This is a genomic window from Escherichia sp. S10b (assembly GCF_028421345.1).
Classification (GTDB): domain Bacteria; phylum Pseudomonadota; class Gammaproteobacteria; order Enterobacterales; family Enterobacteriaceae; genus ECMA0423.
Genome location: NZ_JAHZSO010000162.1, coordinates 33,383 through 49,342, shown reverse-complemented (window position 1 = coordinate 49,342; position 15,960 = coordinate 33,383). Strand labels below are relative to the sequence as shown.

General features: G+C 53.9%; 14 protein-coding genes. All 14 read left to right on the top strand.

What is annotated here, in order from left to right; translation table 11 throughout:
• The first annotated feature begins 295 nt into the window (after positions 1-295).
• The 14 genes from mraZ to ftsA are packed head-to-tail and all read left to right on the top strand — an operon-like array spanning position 296 to position 15,918.
• Positions 296-754, top strand: a complete 459-nt coding sequence (gene mraZ / locus FTE26_RS12150) for a division/cell wall cluster transcriptional repressor MraZ (protein ID WP_001295533.1) — start codon at positions 296-298, stop codon at positions 752-754.
• Between the two features lies 1 nt (position 755).
• Entirely contained in the window at positions 756-1,697 is a 942-nt protein-coding gene (gene rsmH / locus FTE26_RS12145; protein ID WP_000970479.1) for a 16S rRNA (cytosine(1402)-N(4))-methyltransferase RsmH, read from the top strand.
• Positions 1,694-2,059, top strand: coding sequence for a cell division protein FtsL (gene ftsL, locus FTE26_RS12140; RefSeq protein WP_000625658.1), 366 nt, complete (start codon positions 1,694-1,696; stop codon positions 2,057-2,059). Before rsmH ends, ftsL begins: the two co-directional genes overlap by 4 nt.
• Positions 2,060-2,074: 15 nt before the next feature.
• A complete protein-coding gene (ftsI, locus tag FTE26_RS12135; RefSeq protein WP_039023101.1) occupies positions 2,075-3,853 on the top strand; it encodes a peptidoglycan glycosyltransferase FtsI in 1,779 nt (592 codons plus the stop codon).
• Complete coding sequence (gene murE, locus FTE26_RS12130) at positions 3,840-5,327, top strand: UDP-N-acetylmuramoyl-L-alanyl-D-glutamate--2,6-diaminopimelate ligase (protein ID WP_000785139.1); 1,488 nt, start codon at positions 3,840-3,842, stop codon at positions 5,325-5,327. Before ftsI ends, murE begins: the two co-directional genes overlap by 14 nt.
• Positions 5,324-6,682, top strand: a complete 1,359-nt coding sequence (gene murF / locus FTE26_RS12125; protein WP_000626688.1) for a UDP-N-acetylmuramoyl-tripeptide--D-alanyl-D-alanine ligase — start codon at positions 5,324-5,326, stop codon at positions 6,680-6,682. Before murE ends, murF begins: the two co-directional genes overlap by 4 nt.
• Positions 6,676-7,758, top strand: coding sequence for a phospho-N-acetylmuramoyl-pentapeptide-transferase (mraY, locus tag FTE26_RS12120; protein ID WP_000964131.1), 1,083 nt, complete (start codon positions 6,676-6,678; stop codon positions 7,756-7,758). Before murF ends, mraY begins: the two co-directional genes overlap by 7 nt.
• A 2-nt stretch (positions 7,759-7,760) precedes the next feature.
• Complete coding sequence (gene murD / locus FTE26_RS12115) at positions 7,761-9,077, top strand: UDP-N-acetylmuramoyl-L-alanine--D-glutamate ligase (protein ID WP_000796467.1); 1,317 nt, start codon at positions 7,761-7,763, stop codon at positions 9,075-9,077.
• Positions 9,077-10,321: a cell division protein FtsW gene (ftsW, locus tag FTE26_RS12110; RefSeq protein WP_001295532.1), complete on the top strand. Its 1,245-nt coding sequence runs from the start codon at positions 9,077-9,079 to the stop codon at positions 10,319-10,321. The genes murD and ftsW overlap by 1 nt, the downstream gene beginning before the upstream one ends.
• The gene (gene murG / locus FTE26_RS12105) at positions 10,318-11,385 is read left to right on the top strand and encodes an undecaprenyldiphospho-muramoylpentapeptide beta-N-acetylglucosaminyltransferase (protein ID WP_000016559.1); all 1,068 of its coding nucleotides are present in this window, start codon (positions 10,318-10,320) and stop codon (positions 11,383-11,385) included. The genes ftsW and murG overlap by 4 nt, the downstream gene beginning before the upstream one ends.
• Positions 11,386-11,438: 53 nt before the next feature.
• Positions 11,439-12,914, top strand: a complete 1,476-nt coding sequence (murC, locus tag FTE26_RS12100; protein WP_001096048.1) for a UDP-N-acetylmuramate--L-alanine ligase — start codon at positions 11,439-11,441, stop codon at positions 12,912-12,914.
• Positions 12,907-13,827: a D-alanine--D-alanine ligase gene (ddlB, locus tag FTE26_RS12095; RefSeq protein ID WP_000130056.1), complete on the top strand. Its 921-nt coding sequence runs from the start codon at positions 12,907-12,909 to the stop codon at positions 13,825-13,827. Before murC ends, ddlB begins: the two co-directional genes overlap by 8 nt.
• 1 nt (position 13,828) lies before the next feature.
• Positions 13,829-14,659 carry a cell division protein FtsQ gene (ftsQ, locus tag FTE26_RS12090; RefSeq protein WP_000075744.1) on the top strand — a complete coding sequence of 277 codons (831 nt, stop codon included), beginning with the start codon at positions 13,829-13,831 and terminating at the stop codon, positions 14,657-14,659.
• The gene (ftsA, locus tag FTE26_RS12085) at positions 14,656-15,918 is read left to right on the top strand and encodes a cell division protein FtsA (RefSeq protein ID WP_000588474.1); all 1,263 of its coding nucleotides are present in this window, start codon (positions 14,656-14,658) and stop codon (positions 15,916-15,918) included. The genes ftsQ and ftsA overlap by 4 nt, the downstream gene beginning before the upstream one ends.
• Positions 15,919-15,960: the final 42 nt, after the last annotated feature.

The following is a 15,960-nucleotide window of genomic DNA, read 5'->3' as shown; positions in this document are numbered from 1 at the left end:
AGATATGTCCTAAAATGCCGCTCGCGTCGCAAACTGACACTTTATATTTGCTGTGGAAAATAGTGAGTCATTTTAAAACGGTGATGACGATGAGGGATTTTTTCTTACAGCTATTCATAACGTTAATTTGCTTCGCACGTTGGACGTAAAATAAACAACGCTGATATTAGCCGTAAACATCGGGTTTTTTACCTCGGTATGCCTTGTGACTGGCTTGACAAGCTTTTCCTCAGCTCCGTAAACTCCTTTCAGTGGGAAATTGTGGGGCAAAGTGGGAATAAGGGGTGAGGCTGGCATGTTCCGGGGAGCAACGTTAGTCAATCTCGACAGCAAAGGGCGCTTATCAGTGCCTACCCGTTATCGGGAACAGCTGCTTGAGAACGCTGCCGGTCAAATGGTTTGCACCATTGACATTTATCACCCGTGCCTGCTGCTTTACCCCCTGCCTGAATGGGAAATTATCGAGCAAAAATTATCGCGTCTGTCGAGCATGAACCCGGTTGAGCGCCGTGTGCAGCGCCTACTGTTAGGTCATGCCAGCGAATGTCAGATGGATGGCGCAGGTCGATTGTTAATCGCGCCAGTACTGCGGCAACATGCCGGGCTGACAAAAGAAGTGATGCTGGTTGGACAGTTCAACAAGTTTGAGCTGTGGGATGAAACAACCTGGCATCAACAGGTCAAGGAAGATATCGACGCAGAGCAGTTGGCTACCGGAGACTTATCGGAGCGACTGCAGGACTTGTCTCTATAAAATGATGGAAAACTATAAACATACTACGGTGCTGCTGGATGAAGCCGTTAATGGCCTCAATATCCGTCCTGATGGCATCTACATTGATGGGACTTTTGGTCGCGGTGGTCACTCACGTCTGATCCTCTCGCAGCTTGGCGAAGAGGGGCGTTTGCTGGCGATCGATCGCGACCCGCAGGCTATCGCCGTTGCGAAGACTATTGATGATCCGCGCTTCTCCATCATCCACGGACCTTTCTCCGCGCTGGGCGAATACGTTGCCGAGCGCGATCTTATCGGCAAGATCGACGGCATTCTCCTCGATCTTGGCGTCTCTTCACCGCAACTTGATGATGCTGAACGTGGCTTTTCCTTTATGCGCGATGGTCCGCTGGACATGCGTATGGACCCAACCCGTGGGCAGTCAGCCGCTGAATGGCTACAAACCGCAGAAGAAGCCGATATCGCCTGGGTATTGAAAACCTATGGTGAAGAGCGTTTTGCCAAACGCATTGCCCGCGCCATTGTCGAGCGTAACCGCGAACAGCCGATGACCCGCACCAAAGAACTGGCGGAAGTCGTGGCTGCTGCAACGCCGGTGAAAGATAAGTTTAAACATCCCGCGACCCGTACCTTCCAGGCGGTGCGCATTTGGGTAAACAGTGAACTGGAGGAGATAGAGCAGGCGCTAAAAAGCTCGCTCAACGTGCTGGCCCCGGGTGGGCGGCTTTCGATCATCAGCTTCCACTCGCTGGAAGACCGTATTGTGAAACGTTTTATGCGTGAAAACAGCCGCGGTCCGCAAGTTCCGGCAGGGTTACCGATGACTGAAGAGCAGCTCAAAAAACTGGGTGGCCGTCAGCTGCGAGCACTAGGCAAGTTAATGCCGGGCGAAGAAGAGGTGGCTGAGAACCCTCGTGCCCGTAGTTCAGTTCTGCGTATTGCAGAGAGGACGAATGCATGATCAGCAGAGTGACAGAAGCTCTAAGCAAAGTTAAAGGATCGATGGGAAGCCACGAGCGCCATGCATTGCCTGGTGTTATCGGTGACGATCTTTTGCGATTTGGGAAGCTGCCACTCTGCCTGTTCATTTGCATTATTTTGACGGCGGTGACTGTGGTAACCACGGCGCACCATACCCGTTTACTGACCGCTCAGCGCGAACAACTGGTGCTGGAGCGAGATGCTTTAGACATTGAATGGCGCAACCTGATCCTTGAAGAGAATGCGCTCGGCGACCATAGCCGGGTGGAAAGGATCGCCACGGAAAAGCTGCAAATGCAGCATGTTGATCCGTCACAAGAAAATATCGTAGTGCAAAAATAAGGATAAACGCGACGCATGAAAGCAGCGGCGAAAACGCAGAAACCAAAACGTCAGGAAGAACATGCCAACTTTATCAGTTGGCGTTTTGCGTTGTTATGCGGCTGTATTCTCCTGGCGCTGGCTTTTCTGCTCGGACGCGTAGCGTGGTTACAAGTTATCTCCCCGGATATGCTGGTGAAAGAGGGCGACATGCGTTCTCTTCGCGTTCAGCAAGTTTCCACCTCCCGCGGCATGATTACTGACCGTTCTGGTCGCCCGTTAGCGGTGAGCGTGCCGGTAAAAGCGATTTGGGCTGACCCGAAAGAAGTGCATGACGCTGGCGGTATCAGCGTCGGTGACCGCTGGAAGGCACTGGCTAACGCGCTCAATATTCCGCTGGATCAGCTTTCAGCCCGCATTAACGCCAACCCGAAAGGGCGCTTTATTTATCTGGCGCGTCAGGTGAACCCTGACATGGCGGACTACATCAAAAAACTGAAACTGCCGGGGATTCATCTGCGTGAAGAGTCTCGCCGTTACTATCCGTCCGGCGAAGTGACTGCTCACCTCATCGGCTTTACTAACGTCGATAGTCAAGGGATTGAGGGCGTTGAGAAGAGTTTCGATAAATGGCTTACCGGGCAGCCGGGTGAGCGCATTGTGCGTAAAGACCGCTATGGTCGCGTAATTGAAGATATTTCTTCTACTGACAGCCACGCAGCGCACAACCTGGCGCTGAGTATTGATGAACGCCTGCAGGCGCTGGTTTATCGCGAACTGAACAACGCGGTGGCCTTTAACAAGGCTGAATCTGGTAGCGCCGTGCTGGTGGATGTCAACACCGGTGAAGTGCTGGCGATGGCTAACAGCCCGTCATACAACCCTAACAATCTGAGCGGCACGCCGAAAGAGGCGATGCGTAACCGTACCATCACCGACGTGTTTGAACCGGGCTCAACGGTTAAACCGATGGTGGTAATGACCGCGTTGCAACGTGGCGTGGTGCGGGAAAACTCGGTACTCAATACCATTCCTTATCGAATTAACTATCGAATTAACGGCCACGAAATCAAAGACGTGGCACGCTACAGCAAATTAACCCTGACCGGGGTATTACAGAAGTCGAGTAACGTCGGTGTTTCCAAGCTGGCGTTAGCGATGCCGTCCTCAGCGTTAGTAGATACTTACTCACGTTTTGGACTGGGAAAAGCGACCAATTTGGGGTTGGTCGGAGAACGCAGTGGCTTATATCCTCAAAAACAACGGTGGTCTGACATAGAGAGGGCCACCTTCTCTTTCGGCTACGGGCTAATGGTAACACCGTTACAGTTAGCGCGAGTCTACGCAACTATCGGCAGCTACGGCATTTATCGCCCACTGTCGATTACCAAAGTTGACCCCCCGGTTCCCGGTGAACGTGTCTTCCCGGAATCCATTGTTCGCACCGTGGTGCATATGATGGAAAGCGTGGCGCTACCAGGCGGCGGCGGCGTGAAAGCGGCGATTAAAGGCTATCGTATCGCCATTAAAACCGGTACCGCGAAAAAGGTCGGGCCGGACGGTCGCTACATCAATAAATATATTGCTTATACCGCAGGCGTTGCGCCTGCGAGTCAGCCGCGCTTCGCGCTGGTTGTTGTTCTCAACGATCCGCAGGCGGGTAAATACTACGGCGGCGCCGTTTCCGCGCCGGTCTTTGGTGCCATCATGGGCGGCGTATTGCGTACCATGAACATCGAGCCGGATGCGCTGACAACGGGCGATAAAAATGAATTTGTGATTAATCAAGGCGAGGGGACAGGTGGCAGATCGTAATTTGCGCGACCTTCTTGCTCCGTGGGTGCCAGACGCACCTTCGCGAGCACTGCGAGAGATGACACTCGACAGCCGTGTGGCTGCGGCGGGCGATCTCTTTGTAGCTGTAGTAGGTCATCAGGCGGACGGGCGTCGATATATCCCGCAGGCGATAGCGCAAGGTGTGGCTGCCATTATTGCAGAGGCGAAAGATGAGGCGACCGATGGTGAAATCCGTGAAATGCACGGCGTACCGGTCATCTATCTCAGCCAGCTCAACGAGCGTTTATCTGCACTGGCGGGCCGCTTTTACCATGAACCCTCTGACAATTTACGTCTCGTAGGCGTAACGGGCACCAACGGCAAAACCACGACTACCCAGCTGCTGGCGCAGTGGAGCCAACTGCTTGGCGAAACCAGCGCGGTAATGGGCACCGTTGGTAACGGTCTGCTTGGGAAAGTGATCCCGACAGAAAATACTACCGGTTCGGCAGTCGATGTTCAGCATGAGCTGGCGGGGCTGGTGGAGCAGGGCGCGACGTTTTGCGCAATGGAAGTTTCCTCCCACGGGCTGGTACAGCACCGTGTGGCGGCATTGAAATTTGCGGCGTCGGTCTTTACCAACTTAAGCCGCGATCACCTTGATTATCATGGTGATATGGAACACTACGAAGCTGCGAAATGGCTGCTTTATTCTGAACATCATTGCGGTCAGGCGATTATTAACGCCGACGATGAAGTGGGCCGCCGCTGGCTGGCAAAACTGCCGGACGCGGTTGCGGTATCAATGGAAGATCATATCAATCCGAACTGTCACGGACGCTGGTTAAAAGCGATCGACGTGAACTATCACGACAGCGGTGCGACGATTCGCTTTAGCTCAAGTTGGGGCGATGGCGAAATTGAAAGCCATCTGATGGGCGCTTTTAACGTCAGCAACCTGCTGCTCGCGCTGGCGACACTGCTGGCACTCGGCTATCCACTGGCTGATCTGCTGAAAACCGCCGCGCGTCTGCAACCGGTTTGCGGACGTATGGAAGTGTTCACTGCGCTAGGCAAACCGACGGTGGTGGTGGATTACGCGCATACGCCGGATGCACTGGAAAAAGCCTTACAGGCGGCGCGCCTGCACTGTGCGGGCAAGCTGTGGTGCGTCTTTGGCTGTGGTGGCGATCGCGATAAAGGTAAGCGTCCACTGATGGGCGCAATTGCCGAAGAGTTTGCTGACGTGGCGGTGGTGACGGACGATAACCCGCGTACCGAAGAACCGCGTGCCATCATCAACGATATTCTGGCGGGAATGTTAGATGCCGGACATGCCAAAGTGATGGAAGGCCGTGCTGAAGCGGTGACTTGCGCCGTTATGCAGGCTAAAGAGAATGATGTGGTACTGGTCGCGGGCAAAGGCCATGAAGATTACCAGATTGTTGGCAATCAGCGTCTGGACTACTCCGATCGCGTCACGGTGGCGCGTCTGCTGGGGGTGATTGCATGATTAGCGTAACCCTTAGCCAACTTACCGACATTCTCAACGGTGAACTGCAAGGTGCAGATATCACCCTTGATGCTGTAACCACTGATACCCGAAAACTGACGCCGGGCTGCCTGTTTGTTGCCCTGAAAGGCGAACGTTTTGATGCCCACGATTTTGCCGACCAGGCGAAAGCTGGCGGCGCAGGCGCACTACTGGTTAGCCGTCCGCTGGACATCGACCTGCCGCAGTTAATCGTCAAGGATACGCGTCTGGCGTTTGGTGAACTGGCTGCATGGGTTCGCCAGCAAGTTCCGGCGCGCGTGGTTGCTCTGACGGGGTCCTCCGGCAAAACCTCCGTTAAAGAGATGACGGCGGCGATTTTAAGCCAGTGCGGCAACACGCTTTATACGGCAGGCAATCTCAACAACGACATCGGTGTACCGATGACGCTGTTGCGCTTAACGCCGGAATACGATTACGCAGTTATTGAACTTGGCGCGAACCATCAGGGCGAAATAGCCTGGACTGTGAGTCTGACTCGCCCGGAAGCTGCGCTGGTCAACAACCTGGCAGCGGCGCATCTGGAAGGTTTTGGCTCGCTTGCGGGTGTCGCGAAAGCGAAAGGTGAAATCTTTAGCGGCCTGCCGGAAAACGGTATCGCCATTATGAACGCCGACAACAACGACTGGCTGAACTGGCAGAGCGTAATTGGCTCACGCAAAGTGTGGCGTTTCTCACCCAATGCCGCCAACAGCGATTTCACCGCCACCAATATCCATGTGACCTCGCACGGTACGGAATTTACCCTACAAACCCCAACCGGTAGCGTCGATGTTCTGCTGCCGTTGCCGGGGCGTCACAATATTGCGAATGCGCTGGCAGCCGCTGCGCTCTCCATGTCCGTGGGCGCAACGCTTGATGCTATCAAAGCGGGGCTGGCAAATCTGAAAGCTGTTCCAGGCCGTCTGTTCCCCATCCAACTGGCAGAAAACCAGTTGCTGCTCGACGACTCCTACAACGCCAATGTCGGTTCAATGACCGCCGCTGTTCAGGTACTGGCTGAAATGCCGGGCTACCGCGTGCTGGTGGTGGGCGATATGGCGGAACTGGGCGCTGAAAGCGAAGCCTGCCATGTACAGGTGGGCGAGGCGGCAAAAGCTGCTGGTATTGACCGCGTGTTAAGCGTGGGTAAACAAAGCCATGCTATCAGCACCGCCAGCGGCGTTGGCGAACATTTTGCTGATAAAACTGCGTTAATTACGCGTCTTAAATCACTGATTGCTGAGCAACAGGTAATTACGATTTTAGTTAAGGGTTCACGTAGTGCCGCCATGGAAGAGGTAGTACGCGCTTTACAGGAGAATGGGACATGTTAGTTTGGCTGGCCGAACATTTGGTCAAATATTATTCCGGCTTTAACGTCTTTTCCTATCTGACGTTTCGCGCCATCGTCAGCCTGCTGACCGCGCTGTTCATCTCATTGTGGATGGGCCCGCGTATGATTGCTCATTTGCAAAAACTTTCCTTTGGTCAGGTGGTGCGTAACGACGGTCCTGAATCACACTTCAGCAAGCGCGGTACGCCGACCATGGGCGGGATTATGATCCTGACGGCGATAGTGATCTCCGTACTGCTGTGGGCTTACCCGTCCAATCCGTACGTCTGGTGCGTGTTGGTGGTGCTGGTAGGTTACGGTGTTATTGGCTTTGTTGATGATTATCGCAAAGTGGTGCGTAAAGACACCAAAGGGTTGATCGCTCGTTGGAAGTATTTCTGGATGTCGGTCATTGCGCTGGGTGTCGCCTTCGCCCTGTACCTTGCCGGCAAAGACACGCCCGCAACGCAGCTGGTGGTCCCATTCTTTAAAGATGTGATGCCGCAGCTGGGGCTGTTCTACATTCTGCTGGCTTACTTCGTCATTGTGGGTACTGGCAACGCGGTAAACCTGACCGATGGTCTCGACGGCCTGGCAATTATGCCGACCGTATTTGTCGCCGGTGGTTTTGCGCTGGTGGCGTGGGCGACCGGCAACATGAACTTTGCCAGCTATTTACACATACCGTATCTGCGACACGCCGGGGAACTGGTCATTGTCTGCACGGCGATAGTCGGGGCAGGACTGGGCTTCCTGTGGTTTAACACCTATCCGGCGCAGGTCTTTATGGGCGATGTAGGTTCGCTGGCGTTAGGTGGTGCGTTAGGCATTATCGCCGTACTGCTACGTCAGGAATTCCTGCTGGTGATTATGGGGGGCGTGTTCGTGGTAGAAACGCTTTCTGTCATCCTGCAGGTCGGCTCCTTTAAACTGCGCGGACAACGTATTTTCCGCATGGCACCGATTCATCACCACTATGAACTGAAAGGCTGGCCGGAACCGCGCGTCATTGTGCGTTTCTGGATTATTTCGCTGATGCTGGTTCTGATTGGTCTGGCAACGCTGAAGGTACGTTAATCATGGCTGATTATCAGGGTAAAAATGTCGTCATTATCGGTCTGGGCCTCACCGGGCTTTCCTGCGTGGACTTTTTCCTCGCTCGCGGTGTGACGCCGCGCGTTATGGATACGCGTATGACACCGCCTGGCCTGGATAAATTACCCGAAGCCGTAGAACGCCACACGGGCAGTCTGAATGATGAATGGCTGATGGCGGCAGATCTGATTGTCGCCAGTCCCGGTATTGCACTGGCGCATCCATCCTTAAGCGCTGCCGCTGATGCCGGAATCGAAATCGTTGGCGATATCGAGCTGTTCTGTCGCGAAGCACAAGCACCGATTGTGGCGATTACCGGTTCTAACGGCAAAAGCACGGTCACCACGCTAGTGGGTGAAATGGCGAAAGCGGCGGGGGTTAACGTTGGTGTGGGTGGCAATATTGGCCTGCCAGCGTTGATGCTGCTTGATGCTGAGTGCGAACTGTACGTGCTGGAACTGTCGAGCTTCCAGCTGGAAACCACTTCCAGCTTACAGGCGGTGGCGGCGACCATTCTGAACGTGACTGAAGATCATATGGACCGCTATCCGTTTGGTTTGCAGCAATACCGTGCGGCAAAATTGCGTATTTACGAAAATGCGAAAGTTTGTGTCGTCAATGCTGATGATGCCTTAACAATGCCGATTCGCGGTGCTGATGAACGCTGCGTCAGCTTTGGCGTCAACATGGGTGACTATCACCTGAATCATCAGCAGGGAGAAACCTGGCTGCGAGTGAAAGGCGAGAAAGTGCTGAACGTGAAAGAGATGAAACTTTCCGGGCAGCATAACTACACCAATGCGCTGGCAGCACTGGCACTGGCAGACGCAGCTGGTTTGCCGCGCGCCAGCAGCCTGAAAGCGTTAACCACCTTCGCCGGTCTGCCGCATCGCTTTGAAGTGGTGCTGGAGCACAATGGCGTACGCTGGATTAACGATTCGAAAGCCACTAACGTCGGCAGTACGGAAGCGGCGTTGAATGGCTTGCAGGTAGACGGCACGCTGCATTTGTTGCTGGGCGGCGATGGTAAATCGGCGGACTTCAGTCCACTGGCGCGCTATCTGAATGGCGACAACGTGCGTTTGTACTGTTTTGGTCGTGACGGTGCGCAGCTGGCGGCGCTACGCCCGGAAGTGGCAGAACAAACCGAAACTATGGAACAGGCGATGCGCTTGCTGGCTCCGCGTGTTCAGCCGGGCGATATGGTTCTGCTCTCCCCGGCCTGTGCCAGCCTTGATCAGTTCAAGAACTTTGAACAACGAGGCAATGAGTTTGCCCGTCTGGCGAAGGAGTTAGGTTGATGCGTTTATCTCTCCCTCGCCTGAAAATGCCGCGCCTGCCAGGATTCAGTATCCTGGTCTGGATCTCCACGGCGCTAAAAGGCTGGGTGATGGGCTCGCGGGAAAAAGATACCGACAGCCTGATCATGTACGATCGCACCTTACTGTGGCTGACCTTCGGCCTTGCGGCGATTGGCTTTATCATGGTGACCTCGGCGTCAATGCCCATAGGGCAACGCTTAACCAACGATCCGTTCTTCTTCGCGAAGCGTGATGGCGTCTATCTGATCCTGGCATTCATTCTGGCGATCATTACGCTGCGTCTGCCGATGGAGTTCTGGCAACGCTACAGTGCCACGATGCTGCTCGGATCTATCATCCTGCTGATGATCGTGCTGGTAGTGGGTAGCTCGGTTAAAGGGGCATCGCGTTGGATCGATCTCGGTTTGCTGCGTATCCAGCCTGCGGAGCTGACAAAACTGTCGCTGTTTTGTTATATCGCCAACTATCTGGTGCGTAAAGGCGACGAAGTACGTAATAACCTGCGCGGCTTCCTGAAACCGATGGGCGTGATTCTGGTGTTGGCAGTGTTACTGCTGGCACAGCCAGACCTTGGTACGGTGGTGGTGTTGTTTGTGACTACGCTGGCGATGTTGTTCCTGGCGGGAGCGAAATTGTGGCAGTTCATTGCCATTATCGGTATGGGCATTTCAGCGGTTGTGTTGCTGATACTCGCCGAACCGTACCGTATCCGCCGTGTTACCGCATTCTGGAACCCGTGGGAAGATCCCTTTGGCAGCGGCTATCAGTTAACGCAATCGCTGATGGCGTTTGGTCGCGGCGAACTTTGGGGACAAGGTTTAGGTAACTCGGTACAAAAACTGGAGTATCTGCCGGAAGCGCACACTGACTTTATTTTCGCCATTATCGGCGAAGAACTGGGGTATGTCGGTGTGGTGCTGGCACTTTTAATGGTATTCTTCGTCGCTTTTCGCGCGATGTCGATTGGCCGCAAAGCGTTAGAAATTGACCACCGTTTTTCCGGTTTTCTCGCCTGTTCTATTGGCATCTGGTTTAGCTTCCAGGCGCTGGTTAACGTAGGCGCGGCGGCGGGGATGTTACCGACCAAAGGTCTGACATTGCCGCTGATCAGTTACGGTGGTTCGAGCTTACTGATTATGTCGACAGCCATCATGATGCTGTTGCGTATTGATTATGAAACGCGTCTGGAGAAAGCGCAGGCGTTTGTACGAGGTTCACGATGAGTGGTCAAGGAAAGCGATTAATGGTGATGGCAGGCGGAACCGGTGGACATGTATTCCCGGGACTGGCGGTTGCGCACCATCTAATGGCTCAGGGTTGGCAAGTTCGCTGGCTGGGGACTGCCGACCGTATGGAAGCGGACTTAGTGCCAAAACATGGCATCGAAATTGATTTCATTCGTATCTCTGGTCTGCGTGGAAAAGGTATAAAAGCACTGATAGCTGCGCCGCTGCGTATCTTCAACGCCTGGCGTCAGGCGCGGGCGATTATGAAAGCGTACAAACCTGACGTGGTACTCGGTATGGGCGGCTATGTATCAGGTCCAGGTGGTCTGGCCGCGTGGTCGTTAGGCATTCCGGTTGTACTTCATGAACAAAACGGTATTGCGGGCTTAACCAATAAATGGCTGGCGAAGATTGCCACCAAAGTGATGCAGGCGTTTCCAGGCGCTTTCCCTAATGCGGAAGTGGTGGGTAACCCGGTGCGTACCGATGTACTGGCGCTGCCGTTGCCGCAGCAACGTTTGGCTGGACGTGAAGGTCCGGTTCGTGTGCTGGTAGTGGGTGGTTCCCAGGGCGCACGCATTCTTAACCAGACAATGCCGCAGGTTGCTGCGAAACTGGGTGATTCAGTCACTATCTGGCATCAGAGCGGTAAAGGTTCGCAACAATCCGTTGAACAGGCGTATGCCGAAGCGGGGCAACCGCAGCATAAAGTGACGGAATTTATTGATGATATGGCGGCGGCGTATGCGTGGGCGGATGTCGTCGTTTGCCGCTCCGGTGCTTTAACGGTGAGTGAAATCGCCGCGGCAGGACTACCGGCGTTGTTTGTGCCGTTTCAACATAAAGACCGCCAGCAATACTGGAATGCGCTACCGCTGGAAAAAGCGGGCGCAGCCAAAATTATCGAGCAGCCACAGCTTAGCGTGGATGCTGTCGCCAACACCCTGGCCGGGTGGTCGCGAGAAACCTTATTAACCATGGCAGAACGCGCCCGCGCTGCATCCATTCCGGATGCCACCGAGCGAGTGGCAAATGAAGTGAGCCGGGCTGCCCGGGCGTAATTGTAGCGATGCCTTTTGCATCGTATGAATTTAAGAAGTTAATGGCGTAAAGAATGAATACACAACAATTGGCAAAACTGCGTTCCATCGTGCCCGAAATGCGTCGCGTTCGGCACATACATTTTGTCGGCATCGGTGGTGCCGGTATGGGCGGTATTGCCGAAGTTCTGGCCAATGAAGGTTATCAGATCAGTGGTTCCGATTTAGCGCCAAATCCGGTCACGCAGCAGTTAATGAATCTGGGAGCGACGATTTATTTCAACCATCGCCCGGAAAACGTACGTGATGCCAGCGTGGTCGTTGTTTCCAGCGCCATTTCTGCCGATAACCCGGAAATTGTCGCAGCTCATGAAGCGCGTATTCCGGTGATCCGTCGTGCCGAAATGCTGGCTGAGTTAATGCGTTTTCGTCATGGCATCGCCATTGCAGGAACGCACGGCAAAACGACAACCACCGCGATGGTTTCCAGCATCTACGCAGAAGCGGGGCTCGACCCAACCTTCGTTAACGGCGGGCTGGTAAAAGCGGCGGGGGTTCATGCGCGTTTGGGGCATGGTCGGTACCTGATTGCCGAAGCAGATGAGAGTGATGCATCGTTCCTGCATCTGCAACCGATGGTGGCGATTGTCACCAATATCGAAGCCGACCACATGGATACCTACCAGGGCGACTTTGAGAATTTAAAACAGACTTTTATTAATTTTCTGCACAACCTGCCGTTTTACGGTCGTGCGGTGATGTGTGTTGATGATCCGGTGATCCGCGAATTGTTACCGCGAGTGGGACGTCAGACCACGACTTACGGCTTCAGCGAAGATGCCGACGTGCGTGTAGAAGATTATCAGCAGATTGGCCCGCAGGGGCACTTTACGCTGCTGCGCCAGGACAAAGAGCCGATGCGCGTCACCCTGAATGCGCCAGGTCGTCATAACGCGCTGAACGCCGCAGCTGCGGTTGCGGTTGCTACGGAAGAGGGAATTGATGACGAGGCTATTTTACGTGCGCTGGAGAGCTTCCAGGGGACTGGGCGCCGTTTTGATTTCCTCGGTGAATTCCCGCTGGAGCCAGTGAATGGTAAAAGCGGTACGGCAATGCTGGTCGATGACTACGGCCACCACCCGACGGAAGTTGACGCCACCATTAAAGCGGCGCGCGCAGGCTGGCCGGATAAAAACCTGGTAATGCTGTTTCAGCCGCACCGTTTTACCCGTACGCGCGACCTGTATGATGATTTCGCCAATGTGCTGACGCAGGTTGATACCCTGTTGATGCTGGAAGTGTATCCGGCTGGCGAAGCGCCAATTCCGGGAGCGGACAGCCGTTCGCTGTGTCGCACAATTCGTGGACGTGGGAAAATTGATCCCATTCTGGTGCCGGACCCTGCGCAGGTAGCCGAGATGCTGGCACCGGTATTAACCGGTAACGACCTGATTCTCGTTCAGGGGGCTGGTAATATCGGAAAAATTGCCCGTTCTTTAGCTGAAATCAAACTGAAGCCGCAAACTCCGGAGGAAGAACAACATGACTGATAAAATCGCGGTCCTGTTGGGCGGGACTTCCGCTGAGCGGGAAGTTTCTCTGAATTCTGGCGCAGCGGTGTTAGCCGGGCTGCGTGAAGGCGGTATTGATGCGTATCCTGTCGACCCGAAAGAAGTCGACGTGACGCAACTGAAGTCGATGGGTTTTCAGAAAGTGTTTATCGCGCTACACGGTCGCGGCGGTGAAGATGGTACGCTGCAGGGCATGCTCGAGCTGATGGGCTTGCCTTATACCGGCAGCGGAGTGATGGCATCTGCGCTTTCAATGGATAAACTACGCAGCAAACTGCTGTGGCAAGGTGCCGGTTTACCGGTCGCGCCGTGGGTAGCGTTAACCCGCGCAGAGTTTGAAAAAGGCCTGAGCGATAAGCAGTTAGCAGAAATTTCTGCTCTGGGTTTGCCGGTTATCGTTAAGCCGAGCCGCGAAGGTTCCAGTGTGGGAATGTCAAAAGTAGTAGCAGAAAATGCTCTACAAGATGCATTAAGATTGGCATTTCAGCACGATGAAGAAGTATTGATTGAAAAATGGCTAAGTGGGCCGGAGTTCACGGTTGCGATACTCGGTGAAGAAATTTTACCGTCAATACGTATTCAACCGTCCGGAACCTTCTATGATTATGAGGCGAAGTATCTCTCTGATGAGACACAGTATTTCTGCCCCGCAGGTCTGGAAGCGTCACAAGAGGCCAATTTGCAGGCATTAGTGCTGAAAGCATGGACGACGTTAGGTTGCAAAGGATGGGGACGTATTGACGTTATGCTGGACAGCGATGGACAGTTTTATCTGCTGGAAGCCAATACCTCACCGGGTATGACCAGCCACAGCCTGGTGCCGATGGCGGCACGTCAGGCAGGTATGAGCTTCTCGCAGTTGGTAGTACGAATTCTGGAACTGGCGGACTAATATGTCGCAGGCTGCTCTGAACACGCGAAACAGTGAAGAAGAGGTTTCTTCTCGCCGCAATAATGGAACGCGTCTGGCGGGGATCCTTTTCCTGCTGACCGTTTTAACGACAGTGTTGGTGAGCGGCTGGGTCGTGTTGGGCTGGATGGAAGATGCGCAACGCCTGCCGCTCTCAAAGCTGGTGTTGACCGGTGAACGCCATTACACGCGTAATGACGATATCCGGCAGTCGATCCTGGCATTGGGTGAGCCGGGTACCTTTATGACCCAGGATGTCAACATCATTCAGACGCAAATAGAACAACGCCTGCCGTGGATTAAGCAGGTGAGCGTCAGAAAGCAGTGGCCTGATGAATTGAAGATTCATCTGGTTGAATATGTGCCGATTGCGCGGTGGAATGATCAACATATGGTAGACGCGGAAGGAAACACCTTCAGCGTGCCGCCAGATCGCACCAGCAAGCAGGTGCTTCCAATGCTGTATGGCCCGGAAGGCAGCGCCAATGAAGTGTTGCAGGGCTATCGCGAAATGGGGCAGATGCTGGCAAAGGACAGATTTACTCTGAAGGAAGCGGCGATGACCGCGCGGCGTTCCTGGCAGTTGACGCTGAATAACGATATTAAGCTCAATCTTGGCCGGGGCGATACGATGAAACGTTTGGCTCGCTTTGTAGAACTTTATCCGGTTTTACAGCAGCAGGCGCAAACCGATGGCAAACGGATTAGCTACGTTGATTTGCGTTATGACTCTGGAGCGGCAGTAGGCTGGGCGCCCTTGCCGCCAGAGGAATCTACTCAGCAACAAAATCAGGCACAGGCAGAACAACAATGATCAAGGCGACGGACAGAAAACTGGTAGTAGGACTGGAGATTGGTACCGCGAAGGTTGCCGCTTTAGTAGGGGAAGTTCTGCCCGACGGTATGGTCAATATCATTGGCGTGGGCAGCTGCCCGTCGCGTGGTATGGATAAAGGCGGGGTGAACGACCTCGAATCCGTGGTCAAGTGCGTACAACGTGCCATTGACCAGGCAGAATTGATGGCAGATTGTCAGATCTCTTCGGTATATCTGGCGCTTTCTGGTAAGCACATCAGCTGCCAGAATGAAATTGGTATGGTGCCTATTTCTGAAGAAGAAGTGACGCAAGAAGATGTGGAAAACGTCGTCCATACCGCGAAATCGGTGCGTGTGCGCGATGAGCATCGTGTGCTGCATGTGATCCCGCAAGAGTATGCGATTGACTATCAGGAAGGGATCAAGAATCCGGTAGGACTTTCGGGCGTGAGGATGCAGGCAAAAGTGCACCTGATCACATGTCACAACGATATGGCGAAAAACATCGTCAAAGCGGTTGAACGTTGTGGACTGAAAGTTGACCAACTGATATTTGCCGGACTGGCATCAAGTTATTCGGTATTGACGGAAGATGAACGTGAACTGGGTGTCTGCGTCGTCGATATCGGTGGTGGTACAATGGATATCGCCGTTTATACCGGTGGGGCATTGCGCCACACTAAGGTAATTCCTTATGCTGGCAATGTCGTGACCAGTGATATCGCTTACGCCTTTGGCACGCCGCCAAGCGACGCCGAAGCGATTAAAGTTCGCCACGGTTGTGCGCTGGGTTCCATCGTTGGAAAAGATGAGAGCGTGGAAGTGCCGAGCGTAGGCGGTCGTCCGCCGCGGAGTCTGCAACGTCAGACCCTGGCAGAGGTGATCGAGCCGCGCTATACCGAGCTGCTCAACCTGGTCAACGAAGAGATATTGCAGTTGCAGGAAAAGCTTCGCCAACAAGGGGTTAAACATCACCTGGCGGCAGGCATTGTATTAACCGGTGGCGCAGCGCAGATCGAAGGTCTTGCAGCCTGTGCTCAGCGCGTGTTTCATACGCAAGTGCGTATCGGCGCGCCGCTGAACATTACCGGTTTAACGGATTATGCTCAGGAGCCGTATTATTCGACGGCGGTGGGATTGCTTCACTATGGGAAAGAGTCACATCTTAACGGTGAAGCTGAAGTAGAAAAACGTGTTACAGCATCAGTTGGCTCGTGGATCAAGCGACTCAATAGTTGGCTGCGAAAAGAGTTTTAATTTTTATGAGGCCGACGATGATTACGGCCTCAGGCGACAGGC

What these genes read in the sequence shown, in the direction of transcription:
- ddlB (WP_000130056.1), top strand. Translation starts at nt 12,907, where the DNA reads ATGACTGATAAAATCGCGGTCCTGTTGGGCGGGACTTCCGCTGAGCGG.
- ftsQ (WP_000075744.1), top strand. Translation starts at nt 13,829, where the DNA reads ATGTCGCAGGCTGCTCTGAACACGCGAAACAGTGAAGAAGAGGTTTCT.
- murG (WP_000016559.1), top strand. Translation starts at nt 10,318, where the DNA reads ATGAGTGGTCAAGGAAAGCGATTAATGGTGATGGCAGGCGGAACCGGT.
- murD (WP_000796467.1), top strand. Translation starts at nt 7,761, where the DNA reads ATGGCTGATTATCAGGGTAAAAATGTCGTCATTATCGGTCTGGGCCTC.
- mraZ (WP_001295533.1), top strand. Translation starts at nt 296, where the DNA reads ATGTTCCGGGGAGCAACGTTAGTCAATCTCGACAGCAAAGGGCGCTTA.
- mraY (WP_000964131.1), top strand. Translation starts at nt 6,676, where the DNA reads ATGTTAGTTTGGCTGGCCGAACATTTGGTCAAATATTATTCCGGCTTT.
- murC (WP_001096048.1), top strand. Translation starts at nt 11,439, where the DNA reads ATGAATACACAACAATTGGCAAAACTGCGTTCCATCGTGCCCGAAATG.
- ftsW (WP_001295532.1), top strand. Translation starts at nt 9,077, where the DNA reads ATGCGTTTATCTCTCCCTCGCCTGAAAATGCCGCGCCTGCCAGGATTC.
- rsmH (WP_000970479.1), top strand. Translation starts at nt 756, where the DNA reads ATGATGGAAAACTATAAACATACTACGGTGCTGCTGGATGAAGCCGTT.
- ftsA (WP_000588474.1), top strand. Translation starts at nt 14,656, where the DNA reads ATGATCAAGGCGACGGACAGAAAACTGGTAGTAGGACTGGAGATTGGT.
- ftsL (WP_000625658.1), top strand. Translation starts at nt 1,694, where the DNA reads ATGATCAGCAGAGTGACAGAAGCTCTAAGCAAAGTTAAAGGATCGATG.
- ftsI (WP_039023101.1), top strand. Translation starts at nt 2,075, where the DNA reads ATGAAAGCAGCGGCGAAAACGCAGAAACCAAAACGTCAGGAAGAACAT.
- murF (WP_000626688.1), top strand. Translation starts at nt 5,324, where the DNA reads ATGATTAGCGTAACCCTTAGCCAACTTACCGACATTCTCAACGGTGAA.